Annotated in this window: 14 protein-coding genes; 3 read left to right on the forward strand and 11 right to left on the reverse strand. The window is 71.8% G+C overall.

Annotation, left to right across the window (positions count from 1 at the left end; all coding sequences use genetic code 11):
- Positions 1 to 11 precede the first annotated feature (11 nt).
- From CLV67_RS31030 to allB, 3 genes are read right to left on the reverse strand one after another with little or no spacing between them, the layout of a single operon-like run.
- Complete coding sequence (locus CLV67_RS31030; protein ID WP_106324688.1) at positions 12 to 1148, reverse strand: phosphotransferase family protein; 1137 nt, start codon at positions 1146 to 1148, stop codon at positions 12 to 14.
- Positions 1145 to 2116 (reverse strand): allantoicase, encoded by a 972-nt coding sequence (gene alc, locus CLV67_RS31035; protein WP_106324690.1) that lies wholly within the window; start codon positions 2114 to 2116, stop codon positions 1145 to 1147. The genes CLV67_RS31030 and alc overlap by 4 nt, the downstream gene beginning before the upstream one ends.
- Complete coding sequence (gene allB, locus CLV67_RS31040; RefSeq protein ID WP_106324692.1) at positions 2116 to 3432, reverse strand: allantoinase AllB; 1317 nt, start codon at positions 3430 to 3432, stop codon at positions 2116 to 2118. The genes alc and allB overlap by 1 nt, the downstream gene beginning before the upstream one ends.
- A gap of 93 nt (positions 3433 to 3525) precedes the next feature.
- Here allB and CLV67_RS31045 point away from each other — a divergent pair, with 93 nt between their 5' ends.
- Positions 3526 to 3945: a glutaredoxin family protein gene (locus tag CLV67_RS31045; RefSeq protein WP_106324694.1), complete on the forward strand. Its 420-nt coding sequence runs from the start codon at positions 3526 to 3528 to the stop codon at positions 3943 to 3945.
- An 85-nt stretch (positions 3946 to 4030) separates the two neighbouring features.
- On the opposite strand, the gene CLV67_RS53675 is transcribed toward CLV67_RS31045, so the two are convergent.
- Positions 4031 to 4183 carry a hypothetical protein gene (locus CLV67_RS53675; RefSeq protein ID WP_239166603.1) on the reverse strand — a complete coding sequence of 51 codons (153 nt, stop codon included), beginning with the start codon at positions 4181 to 4183 and terminating at the stop codon, positions 4031 to 4033.
- Between the two features lie 258 nt (positions 4184 to 4441).
- Here CLV67_RS53675 and CLV67_RS31055 point away from each other — a divergent pair, with 258 nt between their 5' ends.
- The gene (locus CLV67_RS31055; RefSeq protein WP_106324698.1) at positions 4442 to 4756 is read left to right on the forward strand and encodes a hypothetical protein; all 315 of its coding nucleotides are present in this window, start codon (positions 4442 to 4444) and stop codon (positions 4754 to 4756) included.
- A 7-nt stretch (positions 4757 to 4763) separates the two neighbouring features.
- Here CLV67_RS31055 and CLV67_RS31060 read toward each other — a convergent pair whose 3' ends face one another.
- The 7 genes from CLV67_RS31060 to uraD all read right to left on the reverse strand — a co-directional run bounded on the left by CLV67_RS31060 (position 4764) and on the right by uraD (position 11357).
- Complete coding sequence (locus tag CLV67_RS31060) at positions 4764 to 5444, reverse strand: hypothetical protein (RefSeq protein WP_203737406.1); 681 nt, start codon at positions 5442 to 5444, stop codon at positions 4764 to 4766.
- Between the two features lie 26 nt (positions 5445 to 5470).
- Positions 5471 to 6607, reverse strand: a complete 1137-nt coding sequence (locus CLV67_RS31065; protein WP_106324700.1) for a DUF6986 family protein — start codon at positions 6605 to 6607, stop codon at positions 5471 to 5473.
- A gap of 65 nt (positions 6608 to 6672) precedes the next feature.
- On the reverse strand, positions 6673 to 8220 hold the full coding sequence (gene aceB / locus CLV67_RS31070) for a malate synthase A (protein ID WP_106324702.1): 1548 nt from the start codon (positions 8218 to 8220) through the stop codon (positions 6673 to 6675).
- A gap of 76 nt (positions 8221 to 8296) precedes the next feature.
- Complete coding sequence (locus CLV67_RS31075; RefSeq protein WP_106324704.1) at positions 8297 to 9640, reverse strand: 8-oxoguanine deaminase; 1344 nt, start codon at positions 9638 to 9640, stop codon at positions 8297 to 8299.
- Positions 9637 to 10488, reverse strand: coding sequence for a factor-independent urate hydroxylase (gene pucL, locus CLV67_RS31080; RefSeq protein ID WP_239166605.1), 852 nt, complete (start codon positions 10486 to 10488; stop codon positions 9637 to 9639). The genes CLV67_RS31075 and pucL overlap by 4 nt, the downstream gene beginning before the upstream one ends.
- 13 nt (positions 10489 to 10501) lie before the next feature.
- Positions 10502 to 10861 carry a hydroxyisourate hydrolase gene (gene uraH / locus CLV67_RS31085; RefSeq protein ID WP_106324708.1) on the reverse strand — a complete coding sequence of 120 codons (360 nt, stop codon included), beginning with the start codon at positions 10859 to 10861 and terminating at the stop codon, positions 10502 to 10504.
- Positions 10851 to 11357, reverse strand: coding sequence for a 2-oxo-4-hydroxy-4-carboxy-5-ureidoimidazoline decarboxylase (gene uraD / locus CLV67_RS31090; protein WP_170154069.1), 507 nt, complete (start codon positions 11355 to 11357; stop codon positions 10851 to 10853). Before uraD ends, uraH begins: the two co-directional genes overlap by 11 nt.
- Before the next feature lie 289 nt (positions 11358 to 11646).
- Here uraD and hrpB point away from each other — a divergent pair, with 289 nt between their 5' ends.
- Positions 11647 to 14160: an ATP-dependent helicase HrpB gene (hrpB, locus tag CLV67_RS31095; RefSeq protein WP_239166602.1), complete on the forward strand. Its 2514-nt coding sequence runs from the start codon at positions 11647 to 11649 to the stop codon at positions 14158 to 14160.
- Positions 14161 to 14562 lie beyond the last annotated feature (402 nt).

Here is a 14562-nt window from a genome sequence, read left to right on the forward strand (position 1 = left end):
CACGGTGAAACCTATGGATGCCCGCCGGCCTGCTCGACCGCCGTCCGCAGGCAGCGGTCGACATCGGTGGCGTGGTACGGCCACTCGGACGGCTCGATGCTCTCCATGAAGCCCGCGTAGACGATCGCCTGGCGCAGGAACTCGACCGGGCCGAGCAGCGTCGCGGCCCGCAGCGCGTCCCGGCCCGGCCAGAGGTCCGCCCACGCGGCCAGCAGGTCCGGGTCGCCGGGCAGCCGCACCACGTCGAAGGCGGCGTTGCCGATGACCGAGTCGCCCCAGTCCACGATGGTCAGTGACTCGCCGTCGCTGATCACGTTGCCCATGTGCAGGTCACCGTGGACCAGGGTGTCCGGCATGCCGCAGCCGTCCACCTCGGCGAGCCGGCGGGGCAGGTCGTCGAGCAGGTCGCCCAGCCCGTCGATCGTGGCGAGGTGCGGCTCGGCCACCTTGAAGATCTTCTCGAGGGACATCTCGGGCACACCGGCGGCGCGCAGGTCGTCCAGCCGCCCGGCGAAGTGCTCGTGCACGGGATGGAGAGCGGTCAGCACGGCCCGGCGGAACTCGGGGCCCGCGTCGTAGCGGTCCTCGCCGGGCACGTGCGCGAGCAGGGCACGGCCCTCATCACCGGCGGCCAGCACGTACGGCGTCAGGCCGGGCGCGACGGCCTCGACCAGCCGGCAGACGGCCGCCTCGTGGGCGAAGAACGGCGGCACCTGCTTGAGCCACGCCACCGGCCCGGAGTCCGGATGGTCGAACCGCCAGATCGCCGACAGATTCCAGGTGCGCTGCTGACGGGCCGTGGTCCCGGACAGGCCGATCCGGTCCAGCGCGCCGGCCGCCCAGGCCAGCGACGCCGACGCGCCTGCCGGCTCGGCATAGGACGCCCGCAGCGGATGAGGCGCCAGGCCGGCGTCGGCGGGCAGCAGCCCGGCCGGACGCTCCGAGGTCATCGCCAGGTAGGTGACGTGCCCGCCCGGCGGGGACGGCCGGTCGCCGTGCAGCACACGCAGCACGGTGACGTCGATGCCCGCCGCGGCCACCACATCGGACACCTCCTGCCACCAGGGCGTCCCGACGGTGAACGGCGGCAACTGCCCGAGCAGGTCACCCGCCGGATCGACGAGGACGAGAGAGACGGTACGTGTCACCGGCCGAGTCTCGCACGCAGGTGTTCCCGGTCGGCACGCCCCAGCAGGCGCAGCCGGGCCATGCCGCCGTCCGGGAAGACGTCCAGCCGTACCTGCGTCACCTCGGGTCCCTTGACCAGCGGGAACCGGTGCCGGGTATCGGGGCGCAGCGCCGTCCTCGGCAGCAGCTCGACGGCGACGCCGTCACGGTCGAAACCGGTCAGCGTGGCCCAGCCCGGAGCGTTGCCCTTGAAGTGGCTGGTGTCCAGGTCGGCGAACCTGAGCACGGCCGGTGCGGCCAGTCTCACCAGCACCCAGTCGTTGCCGTCGTCACGCCGCCGCGACGTCTCCCAGCCGTCGCCCATGTTGCGGGCCAGCCCGGGCATCAGCATCCGCTGCGGGTTGCCGTAGAACATGTTGCTGCAGTCCACGACCGTCGCGCCGTACTCGGCGGCGGCCACGTCGAACACCTTCGGCAGCAGCGCGGGGTCCGGCACCACCTCACCGTGCACGCGCAGCCGGGCCACCCCGCCGTCCGGGATGATGTTGAGGCGCACGTGCGTGAACCGGCTGCGGTCCTCCACCGGATACAGGTTGCGGCCGTCGCCCTTCAGCGGCGACTTCGGCAGCACCTCGATCCAGTCGGCGGCCTCGAGCTCGTCCGTGCCCGGATAACCGGGCAGCTCCACGGCCTCGACCGACGCGAACGGCGGATAGTTGCCGGTGAAGAACGCGGTGTCGATGTCGACGCCGTGGATGATCCCGGGCGCGCCGAGCCGGATCACCGCGAAGTCGTGCCCCGGCTCACGGCGGCGGCGCGTCTCCCAGCCGTCGTAGACCTGTCCCTTGTGGTCGAACGTCTTCGGCGCGTGCCCCGGCGGCTCCGGCAGCACCAGGTGGTCGGCGGCGGCGAAGAACTCGTCGTTGAAGTGCACGACTCCCCCGCCGAAGGCCCGCGACGCCAGGTCGGGAAGTGCGGTGAAGTCCATCACATCTCCTCGGTTCTGCTCAGAAGGACCCCGCCGGCATCCGCGCCGGTCACCGCACTGCCGCGCAGCCAGGTGGTCCGGACGACGCCCTTCAAGACCTTTCCGGCGTACGGCGTGACGGGGTTCCGATGGTGCAGGGCGTGCGCGTCGACGATGAACTCCGCGTCCGGCTCGAACGCCACGAGATCCGCGTCGGCGCCGGGGGCGATCCGGCCCTTGTTCCGCAATCCCACCAGATCGGCGGGGCGGCGCGCCATCCACTTCACCACGTCCGCGAGGGTATGCCCGCGTCCGGCGGCCGCGGTCCAGATCACCGGAAGACCGAGCTGCACCGACGCGATCCCGCCCCACGCGGCCGCGAAATCGCCGGTGTCCTGCCGTTTCAGGTCGGGCGTGCACGGCGAGTGGTCGCTGACGACACAGGTGATCAGGCCGTCGGCCAGCGCCTCCCACAGGCGGTCGGCGTTCGCCGTGTCCCGGATCGGCGGGCAGCACTTGAACTCGGTCGCGCCGTCGGGAATCGCGGCCGCGTCCAGGGTCAGATAGTGCGGGCAGGTCTCGGCGGTCACGCGTACCCCATCGGCTCTCGCCTGCGCGATCAACGGCAGCGCGGAAGCGGCCGACAGATGCAGGATGTGCACCCGGCGGCCCGCCTCACGGGCCACCGCGATGGCGGTGGCGACCGCGGCATGCTCGGCGTCCTGCGGGCGGGAGGCCAGGAAGTCGGCGTACGCGGACGAGCTCGCCGCGTCCCGCAGGTGATCCGGATCCTCGGCGTGGATCACGAACAGCGCATCGGCGGCGCTCATCGCCTCGGCCAGCTGAGCCGGGTCGACCGGCGGGAACTCGGGCACCCCGGAGTCGGCGAGGAACGCCTTGAACCCGAAGACGCCGGCGGCGTGCAGGCCCGGCAGGTCAGCGGCGTTGCCGGGGATCGCACCGCCCCAGAAACCCACGTCGACGTGGCACTGCCCGGCGGCCGCCGCCTGCTTGATCTTCAGTGCGTCCGGGTTCACGGTCGGCGGCAGGCTGTTCAGCGGCATGTCGATGATCGTGGTGACACCGCCCGCCGCGGCCGCCCGGGTCGCCGTGGCGAACCCCTCCCACTCGGTCCGGCCCGGCTCGTTGACGTGCACGTGCGTGTCGACCAGACCGGGCAGCAGCGCGGTCGCGCCGAGATCGACCTCGGCTCCGGTGGTCACCTCGGCGTCGTACGGCAGCACCGCGATGATCTTTCCGTCCTCCACCAGGACCGCCGCCGGACGCTCGCCCTCCGCGGTCACGGCCCGCAGTGACCGCACTACAAGATCAGCCATGGATCGACCTTATCGGCGGTTTGTTTCGCACCGGCGCGCATCAGTCCTGTCAGGGATATCGTTACCGCGGGTAGCGGAGTACCGTGCCGCTCCATGTTGCGACGGTGGAGTGCGGCGGTTCTGACAGCCACCTGTGGGGTGCTGATCGCCGCCGCCAAGATCGGCGACGGCGCGCCCGGCACCGCCGCCCTGCTGATGGCCGCATTCCTGGTGCTCGGCTTCGTGCTGTCGCCGCTGGCGTTCCCGCGCGCAGCCGCCGACGCCACCTCCGATGACCGGCCGGTCGTGTACTGGCGGCCCGGCTGCGTCTTCTGCCTGCGGTTGCGGGCCCGGCTCGGCGCCGACGCGGACCGGCTGCGCTGGGTCGACATCTGGCAGGACCCATCGGCGGCCGCCACGGTCCGATCCATCACCGGCGGCGACGAGACCGTGCCGACCGTGGTGATCGGCGGTCAGGGCCACGTCAACCCGGACCCGTCCTGGCTGCGCGAACAGATCGTCCCCGCAGCCTGACCCTCTGACCGCCGCACCCGTGCCCGGACACCCGCGGCCGCCTCACCGCTGGTCCCGATCTTCGTGGCTGTGCCGTACCGCTGTCTCAGGCGCTCTGAGACAGCGGTACGGCACAGCCGGCGGTTTCCAGGCGGCCGTCGGTCCAGCGCAGGAAGCGGTCGAAGAGCTCGGCGGGCGGCCCCGGCGGCAGTTCGGTCATGGCCCGGTCCAGATGGCCCCACATGTACATGGTCAGCATGACGCGATCGGCCCCGCCCGCCAGCGAGGTCCGCGCCGGCGGGCACGGCCACGGCTCACCACAGGCACGGCACTGCCAGGATGGTCGCTCACACACGTGTTCGGCGTTACTCTCCGTCACCGCACCGTCTCCTCCAGGATTTCGCGCCGTCCCGTCCTGTAGTACTCGCCACGACCTGGAAAGGTTCGATCCACACCGGATTTGCCAGGGCCGCTAAGGTGGTCCAACCGATCAGGACCATCACGGAAGGCAACCGGCGTGACGAACCAGAAGCCCTCGATGGAAGCGGGCCCCAACATCCTGTTACGCGGCACGGCCGTGGCGATCCTCGCGGTCGCCGTGGTCGCCTTCGCCGGACTGGCCGCCATCGATCCCGCGTCGCTGGTCAGCCTGGCGCCCGAATGGTTCGCCGAACCCGGCACCCCGTCGCTCCTGGCCGGTTTCGGGCTCGCCGCACTCATCGCGGCGATGCTCTACAAGGCCGTCCGGGAGGGGAACCGCGGGCACGAGCAGTTCGCCACCTGGCTCACTCTCTGCGCGTTGCTGATCGTCCCGTTCTTCTCGATGGTCTGAGCGCCGATCAGTTCTCGAATCCGTTCGAGACGGCCGGTCCCAGATCGCGGAGATCACCATTCGCGCCGACCACGAATACGTGGTCGTCCGCCGGTCCTTCGCCCGCCGATCCTCCGCCCGCCGGTCCTTCGCCCGCCGATCCTCCGCCCGCCGGTCTTCCGTCCGCCGGCTCTCCGTCCGCCGATTCTCCGTCCGCCGGCCAGGACGGCGGGCGTACCACGTGGACGACGTTGTCACGTACCTCGATCCGCCATCTGTCGTCCTCCTCCTCGCCCTGCGCGACGATCACCCCGTTCAGCACGTGATCGCAGGTGAAGTGCTCGAAGAGCGGCGGCAGGACCCATCCCGGCGCTGTTTCGCCACGGATCGCCGAGCCTGGTCGGAGGAACGTGTCGATGAGGTACGCGAGCCACACCTCGGCGTCGTAGAACTTCTCGGCGCCATTCCAGGTCAACGCGTCACCGGCGGCCGTAGGCACCCATTTGCACCAGTATCCGGGCTGCTGTGGTGGTGGTTCGTTGCCGCCGTACATGTCCTCGGCGGCCAATCCGAATCCGCTCACCGCATAGGGCCCCGCATCCCGGAGCTCGTGCCGTGTCTCGGCGAACCGATCGAGGTATTCCACCTCCGAGGGATTCAGCGGCGGAACGATCGCCACCTGCCCGGCGAAATCGGTGCTGTAACCCACTTCAGCCTCCCCGTTCACGTTCCGCCTCAGGACAGACCGATCAATCGGTCCCGGGGAAATCCCGCGTCGTCGAGTGCGCCGCAGTCCAGTCCGCGCAGCAGATAACCGGCGAGCGCCCGCGCGGTGGCCGGTTCGTCGGCGATGCCGCTGTCCTGCCGGTCGAGGTAGCGGTGCAGCCGGGTGATCGCGGCGTCCCGGCCATCGCGGAAGAACTCGTAGGTGGCCGCGTACCGGGTCGGCAACTGGGCCGGCTGCAGATCCCAGCCCTGGTAGAAGCCGCGTTCCAGTGAGCGGCGGACCAGGCGGCGGTGTAGCTCCCAGGCGGCGTGCACCTGTGCGGTGTCACCGACCGGGAGGATGTTCGTCGAGCCGTCGGACAGGCGCACACCGGTCTGCGCGGCGGCCGCCTGCATCACGGCCTTGGCGTAGTCGGCGGCCGGATGCTCCATCGACTGGTAGGCGGCGGCCACACCGGCGGCGGCGCTGTAGTCGTAGGTGCCGTAGTGCAGGCCCGTGCACCGGCCGTCCGCCGCGGTGATCAGCGGGGCGACCGCGGCCGTCCCGTCGGCGGCCAGCACCGCCGAGGGCAGCTCGACCTGGATCTCGAAGGTCAGGGTGCCGGCGCTCAAGCCGTACGACCGCTCGAGTTTCTCGCAGAGGGTGACCATCGCCGAGACCTGGTCGGAACCGCTGACCTTGGGCAGGGTGATGGTGAAGATGTCCTGGTAGCCGTCGAGGAAGAGGTCGAGCGTGCGCAGGGAGCGCCGCCGGGTGGGCGCTTCCAGGGACTTGATCCGGAGGCCGAGGAAGGGTGGTCTCGGTCCGCCGGCCAGGATCGCCGCCGCCTTGCGGACCGCGGCGTCCTCCTGGTCGTCGTCGCGGACGCCGTAGCCGTCCTCGAAGTCGACCCGCAGGTCCTCGATCGGCTCGCGCGCGAGTTTGTCCCGGACCGCCGGGTCGGGCCAGGGGAAGTCGTGCCGGTCCATCGCCTCCAGGGCGATGGACCCCCAGTCGCGGAAGTCGTCCAGGCGGTCGGCCGGAACGTAGACGGTGTGCACCGGCTGGCGGCCCGGGCGGTCGCCCGGATAGCGGGCCGTCAGGAAGGCGTCATGCGCGGCGAGGCTCGCGTCGATCTCGTCGTAGTCGTCCCCGGTCAGGCGCACCTGTCACCCTCTCCTACCTGCCCCGGTGCGGCCGGACCTTCCCGGCCCGGCCGCACGGGGGTCGATCAATCGATGGAGTCGTACGCCGCGCTGGTCAGGAAGTCGGCGAAGTCGTCAGCGAGCGCCACCCGCTCGAACAGCTTGCGGGCGTCGTCGTAGCGCCCGGCCGTCCACGCCTCGTCGCCGACCGTCTCGCGGATCTTCGCGAGTTCCTCGTCCTCGATCCGGCCGACCAGCTCGGCGGTGATCGGGGTGCCGTCCTCGAGCTTCACGCCGTTGTGGATCCACTGCCACACCTGGGACCGGGAGATCTCCGCGGTGGCGGCGTCCTCCATCAGGTTGTGGATCGCGACCGCGCCGTTGCCGCGCAGCCACGCCTCGAGGTACTGCAGAGCCACGTTGACGTTGTTGTGCAGCCCGGCACGGGTGACCGAGCCGCCCGTGCCGGCGACGTGGAGCAGGTCGGCGGCGTCCACCGCGACGTCCGGGCGCTTCTTGGCGAGCTGGTTGGGCCTGTCGCCGAGCACCCGGCCGAAGATCTCCCCGCAGACCGGCACCAGGTCGGGGTGGGCCACCCACGAGCCGTCGAAACCGTCCCCGGCCTCGCGCTCCTTGTCCTCACGGACCTTGGCCAGGGCCACCTCGTTGACGGCCGGATCACGGCGGCTCGGAATGAACGCGGCCATGCCGCCCATCGCGAACGCGCCCCGCTTGTGGCAGGTGGAGACCAGCAGCTCGGTGTAGGCGCGCATGAACGGCGCCGTCATCGTCACCGCGGCCCGGTCCGGGAGGATCATGTTCGGGTTGTCGCGGAAGTACTTGATGATGCTGAACAGGTAGTCCCAGCGGCCGGCGTTGAGCCCGGAGATGTGCGGGCGCAGCGCGTGCAGGATCTCCTCCATCTCGAACGCGGCCGGGATCGTCTCGATCAGCACGGTGGCGCGGATGGTACCGACCGGGATGCCGAGCTTCTCCTGGGCGTACGTGAAGACGTCGTTCCAGAGGGCGGCCTCTTTGTGGGACTCCATCTTGGGCAGGTAGAAGTAGGGGCCACTCCCCCTGCTGATCAACTCGGCGGCGTTGTGGAAGAAGTAGAGGCCGAAGTCGACCAGGGCGCCCACGGCCGGTTCGCCGTCCACCGGCAGGTGCCGCTCGTCGAGGTGCCAGCCGCGCGGGCGCATCACGATCGTCGGGTACGGCCCGCCGTTCAGCTCGTACGTCTTCTTCTCGGTCTCGAGCGAGATCGTGCGCCGGATCGCGTCGTGGAGGTTCTGCTGGCCGTCGACCACGTTCGACCAGTGCGGGGTGTTCGCGTCCTCCAGGTCGGCCAGCCACACCTTGGCGCCCGAGTTGAGCGCGTTGATCGTCATCTTCCGCTCGGTCGGGCCGGTGATCTCCACACGCCGGTCCGAAAGGTCCGCCGGGGCGGGCGGGGCGGACCACTCGGCCGCGCGGATGTCCGCGGTCTCCGCCAGGAAGCCCAGCGTGGCTCCGGCCGCGATCTCCGCACGGCGCGCGGCACGCGCCTGGAGGAGCTCGTTACGGCGAGGCCGGAAGCGCCGGTTCAGGTCGGCGACAAATGCCACGGCCTCGTCGGACAGGATCTCGGTCATCGTTGACGATTCCTCTCAGTGTGGTTACTCCCCCGTACCGTAATCGAGCATTATTCATGGCCCTCATCGCCGCCCGTCAGGAGGTCGCCATCAACCGGCGGTGGGCCCGCCGGGCGGCGGCGGTCAGCGTGTCGGCGTCCGCGTTGACGAGCTCCCCACGCTCGACGACCCGGCGGCCACCGACCAGGGCCAGATCGACGCGTGCCGGTGGGCCGAAGACCAGCGCCGCCACGCGATCGTCGATACCGTCGTGGCCCAGTCCGTCCAGCCGCCACATCACCAGGTCGGCCAGCTTGCCTGGCTCGATCGAACCGATGTCGTCCTGCCGGCCGAGGCAGCGGGCGCCGCCGATGGTGCCCAGCCGCAACGCCTCACGGGCGTCCATCGCCTTCGGGCCGCCGCGCTGACGCGCCGTGTAGAGCGCCTGCCGCAGCTCGGCCCCGAGATGCGACACCTCCTGGGAGGCGGCGCCGTCCACCCCGAGTCCCACCGGGACACCGTGGTCGATCAGCTCACGCACCCGGGCCGCACCTGTGCCGAGCCGCGCGTTCGAGCTCGGGCAATGCGCCACGCCCGTGCCGGTGGCGCCCAGCTTGGCGATCGCCGAGTCGTCCAGGTGCACGCCGTGGGCCAGCCAGACGTCGTCGCCGAGCCAGCCGACACGCTCGGCGTACTCCACCGGGGTGCAGCCGAACTGTTTGAGGCAGAACTCCTCCTCGTCGTCGGTCTCGGCCAGATGCGTGTGCAGCCGTACGCCCCGGCGCCGGGCCAGCACCGCCGCCTCCTCCATCAGGCGCGTGGTGACCGAGAACGGCGAACACGGCGCCACCGCGATCCGCAGCATCGAATCCGGCGAGGGGTCGTGCCAGCGGTCGATCGCCGCCTCGGTGGCCGCCAGGGCCTCGTCGGTGTCCTCGACCACGTGGTCCGGTGGCAGGCCCCCGTCCTTGCGGCTCAGGTCCATCGAGCCGCGGGTCGGATGGAACCGCAGGCCGATCGACCGGGCCGCCTCGATCTCGGCTGCCAGCACGTCACCGCCGTCACGGGGGAAGACGTAGTGGTGGTCCATGCTCGTGGTGCAGCCGGACAGCGCCAGCCAGCCCAGACCCGCACCCGCCGCGGCGCCGACGATCTCCGCGTCCAGCCGGCCCCAGATCGGATAGAGGGTGGTCAGCCAGCCGAACAGTGTCTCGTCGAGTGCAAGGCCGCGGGTCGCCCACTGGTAGAGATGGTGGTGCGTGTTCACCAGGCCGGGTGTGACCAGGCAGCCGGTGCCGTCGACCCGGTCGCCGGCCAGCTCCGACCGGCCCGCGCCCACCGCGACGATCCGGCCGTCGTCGCCGACCACCACGTGACCGTCGGGGAACTCGGTCCCGGCCGCGTCGACGGTGGCGACCGCGACGTTCTCGATGATGATCACAGCCACCACTCCGCGGTCGCGGCGGGCGCGTCGTCGCGCGTCACGGTGCCCTCGATCAGGCCGTACGGCCGGTCCCCGGCGATGAACACCTCGTTCGGGTTGTCGAGCCCGAACGCCGACAGGTCGGCCAGGTAGTGATGCTTGTTCGGCAGGGCCAGCCGCACCTCGGCCACCTCGGCCCGCTCCTCGAGCAGCCGGGCCCCCATCGCGTAGAGCGTCTGCTGCAACGAGTAGCTGTAGGTACCGGCGAACGCCGCGATCAGCGCCTCCAGCGAGCCCGCGAACGAGGCCGCCCAATCCGTGTCGTCACCGGCATGCCGCCAGCGGGCGTCCACAGCCGTCGCCAGGATGCGCTCGGTGGTCGGTTTCAGCGTCGTGTAACCGTCCTCGACGAAGCCGTGGAACTCCGAGTCCGTCGAATTCAGCAGCACCAGGCCGGTCACACCGGAGACCACCTGCGCCGTCTCCCCGGTAACCGACACCCTGGTCGTCCGGACATGGTCGCCGCGCTTGCGGAACGAGTGCGGGCCCAGACGGTCCCAGGCGAAGGACTCGATCGAGACCTCGGCTGTACGGACCTGAGGCTGAGTTTCCACGAAATGCCGGGCCAGCAGTAACGCGAACGACTCCGGCTCGCCGGCGCCGTGCTCCCTGGCGAACGCGTACACCGTGTTCTTCATCGTGTCGGTCGGTAGAACACCGGTGTTGTCGCCGGTCAGGTGCGTCGCGGTGAGGTCGCCGGAGAGCGAGATGCTGACATTGAAGTCCACGAGGCCGTGCGTGTCACCGTCACGGTGCACCCGCACGAGGCGCGTCTCCGCCTTGCCGTAGCGGTTCGGTCCGAGCACGATCCCCAACTCGTCAGCTCCCTCGGTAGGTGGTGTACCCGTACCGGCTCAGCAGCAGCGGCACATGGTAATGGCGATTCGGGTCGTGGACGTGGAAGGCGACCGTGATCTCCGGGAAGAAGCAGTCCCCACCGAGGTACGGCTCCACGTAGAAGAACAGGCGGTAGCCGCCGGCCTGCCACTCGTGCAGCAGGACCTCGTAGCGAAGACGGCCGTCGTCGTCGGTGCGGCCCTCGGCGATCGTGCGCCAGCCGTCGGAGTCGCGGCGTTCCAGCCGCACATAGACGTCACGGGCGGGCTCGCCGGTGACGGTGTCCAGGATGTGCGTCGAGATCCGGGCGTGGAACTCGGACGCGAGACCGTCAGAGGGCATCGAGCATCCGCTCCAGCCGGAGCCGGGCGATCCTGCCCAGCTCACCGGTCACGACCGCCCGCTCGACGGCCTCGTCGTTGCCGAGCCGCTCGCGTGCGGCGGCCAGAATCTCGGCCTGCGACCGGCCGCTCGCGAAGATCAGGAAAACGTGACCGAAGCGCTCCTCGTAGGCCCGGTTGGCCGCGACCAGCTCTGCCCTGGTCACGTCGTCGGCGGTCTGTGCGGCGGCCGACTGCTCGGCCCGCGACCAGGCGGCCTCCTGGGAGTCACCGGTGGCCCGCTCGCCGATCCGTGGATGCGCGGACAGGCCCTGCAACACCTCCGGCCAGGTCAGAACCCCGCTGGCGGCGTCGGCCGCGGCCAGCACCCCGACACGGTCCGCGAACGGTCTCTTCGCGGCGACCGTGGCAGCCCAGGCAGGCGCCGCGCAACAGGCGAGCAGCTCGGCTTCCAACCGCTCGGCAGGTAGGGCGTTGAACACCTCCACCGCACCCATCGGTCACCCCCTCGTCGATGTCGATCAGTCAAGCAGGCCGGAACCGGGACAGGCATGAGCGGACCGAAGAATTAACAAGGGCCACCCTGCCACGAATGCCGTGAGGAAATCTCGCCCTCGGCCCAGGCCTGTGGATAACCGGTGCACGCTGCGCGTACCGGTCCGGGAGGCGGTGAGCGGGGCTTTCCGGCCCGCGACCGGGCCGCGACCGGGCCGTGATCCGCCGGTGATCCGCGAGCCTCTGTGGACAACTGCGGGAAGTGTCGTAGGCATGGGCCAGACTTGGCGCGTGCTCATCCCCGCCGGCTCCCTGCCCGACCTACCGGTCCGTCCCGTGCTGCCCGAGGTGGCCGCCACCCTGGCCGACGCCGGGGCCGCGGTCCTGGTCGCGCCACCCGGCACCGGCAAGACCACACTGGTCCCGCTCGCACTGGCCACGCCGGGCGGCCGGGTGATCGTGGCCGAGCCACGCCGGGTCGCCGCGCGGGCCGCGGCACGCCGGATGGCCACCCTGCTCGGCGAGCAGGTCGGCCAGCGGGTCGGCTTCTCGGTGCGCGGCGAGCGCCGGGTCTCCCGCGAGACTCTCGTCGAGGTCGTCACCACCGGACTGCTGGTCCGGCGGCTGCAGGCCGATCCCGAGCTCGCCGGCGTGGCCACGGTGATCCTCGACGAGTGCCACGAACGGCACCTCGACTCCGACCTGGCCCTCGCCTTCCTCGTCGAGGTGCGTTCGGCGCTGCGGCCCGACCTGCGGCTCCTGGCGACCTCGGCGACCGCCGACGCCGACCGGCTGGCCACCGTGCTCGGCGAGCCGGGCCGTCCGGCGCCGGTGCTGACCGCGCACGCGCGTACGCATCCGGTCGAGGTGATCTGGGCGCCGCCGTCCGGGTCCATCACCCCGCCGCACGGCCTGCGGGTCGACCCGCGGCTGCTCGACCACGTGGCCGCGACCACCCGCCGGGCGCTGGCCGAGGGCGACGGCGACGTGCTGGTCTTCCTGCCGGGCGCCCGCGAGATCGAGACGGTCGCGTCCCGGCTCGGCGGGAGCGGCGCCGCGGCCGCGATCGTCGCCCTCCACGGCCGGCAGTCCGGGAGCGCGCAGGACGCGGCACTCACCGCCGGACCGGGCCGCCGGGTGGTGCTGGCGACCGCGGTCGCCGAGAGCAGCCTGACGGTTCCCGGTGTCCGCGCCGTGGTCGACGCCGGGCTCAGCCGGGTTCCCCGGATGGACCACGCCCGCGGGCTCGGTGCCCTGGCCACGGTGCCGGTGTCCCGCTCGTCGGCCGAGCAGCGCGCCGGACGGGCCGGGCGCGAGGCCCCCGGCCGCGTCTACCGCTGCTGGTCGCCGGCCCTGCACGACCGCCTCCCGGCCCAGCCCGAGCCGGAGATCGCGGCCGCCGACCTGACCGGGTTCGCGCTGGACCTGGCGCTGTGGGGACATCCTCACGCCGACGGCCTCGCTCTGCCCGACCCACCACCACCCGGCGCACTGCGGGCGGCGGTCGCCACCCTGCACGATCTCGGCGCGGTCGGCGAGGACGGCCGGATCACCCCACGCGGCCGGGTGCTCGCCGGTGCGGGCCTGCACCCCCGGCTGGCCCGCGCCCTGCTGGACGGCGCGTCGACCCTTGGCGCGGCCCGGGCCGCCGAGATCGTGGCCGTCCTGGACGACGACCGCACCACCTCCGGCGACGTGGTCACGGTCTGGCGGGCGGCCCGCAACGATCCGGCCCGCCGGGCCGAGGTCCGGCGCCTGACCCGCTCTCTCGACCGGGCCGCCGATCACCTCACCGACGAGACCGGCACCGGCAGGACCGGAGGTTCTCTCACCGACGATGTGGCGGCCGGGCTGGTGGTCGGCCTGGCGTATCCGGAACGGGTGGCCCGGGTGAGGGAGCCCGGCGGCCGCGCCTACCTGATGGCCGGCGGCACCGCGGCCGAGCTCCCGGCCGGCAGCCCGCTGACCGGCGTGCCGTGGATCGCCGTGGCGAACGCGGACCGGCCCGCCGGGGCGCCGGTCGCCCGTATCCGCAGCGCCGCGCCACTGGACGAGGAGACCGCCCGGTCGGTGGCCGCCCCGCTGCTCGTGGAGGAGACCGAGATCGGCTGGGCCGACGGCGATGTGGTGGCCCGGCGGGTACGACGCCTCGGCGCGATCACGCTGGTCTCGACCCGGTTGTCCGACCCCGATCCGGTTCGGCTGCGGGCGGCGCTGGTCACCGGGTTGCGCCGGGAAGGACTGGGCCTGCTGACCTGGAGCCGGAACGCCGAGGACCTACGGCGGCGGCTGGCGTTCGCCCATGCGGCACTCGGCGCACCCTGGCCGGACGTGTCCGACGACGCGCTGCTCGAGAACCCGGAGGACTGGCTGGAATTCGGCCCGGCCCGGCGACGCGCCGACCTGGCCAGGGTCGACGTGGCCGGCGGGCTGCGGCGGCTGGTGCCCTGGTCGGTGGCCGGCCGACTGGACGAGGTCGCCCCGGAACGGCTGCCGGTGCCGAGCGGGTCGCAGGTGCGTGTCGACTACGGCGACCCGGCGGCGCCGGTGCTCGCGGTGAAGGTGCAGGAGGCGTTCGGCTGGAGGGAGGCGCCACGCCTGGCCGACGGCCGGGTCCCGGTGCTGCTGCACCTGCTGTCCCCGGCCGGCCGGCCGGTCGCCGTCACCGCTGATCTCGGCTCGTTCTGGGTGCAGGGCTATCCACAGGTGCGTGCCGAGATGCGCGGCCGCTACCCACGTCATCCCTGGCCGGAGGACCCGACGACGGCCGAACCGACCCGCCGCGCCAACCCACGGTCCCGCTGACCGACGCCCCACCCTGCCCGAACCGACCCGCCGCGCCACGCCACGATCCCGCCGACCGACGCCCTCGCCCCTCGCCCCTCGCCCCTCGCCCCTCGCCCCTCGCCCCTCGCCCGATCTTGCGAGTTTCCGTCAGACGTCTCCCCCGAACCCCACAAGATCTGCACCACAACAGGCAGGCAGGTGACCACCGCCCCCGACCCCGCCCGATCTAGCGAGCCTCCGGTCAGACGTCTCCCCCGAACCCCACAAGATCTGCACCACAACAGGCAGGCAGGTGACCACCGCCCCCGACCCCGCCCGATCTAGTTGTACTGGCCACGGACGTTGGTAACGCTGCGGAAGTCCTGAAATAGGCGAGGACCTCCGGGTGAGGTGGAGCTGTCTAAGGTTCCGTTTCACCCG

The organism is Actinoplanes italicus, assembly GCF_003001815.1.
GTDB classification, from domain to species: domain Bacteria; phylum Actinomycetota; class Actinomycetes; order Mycobacteriales; family Micromonosporaceae; genus Actinoplanes; species Actinoplanes italicus.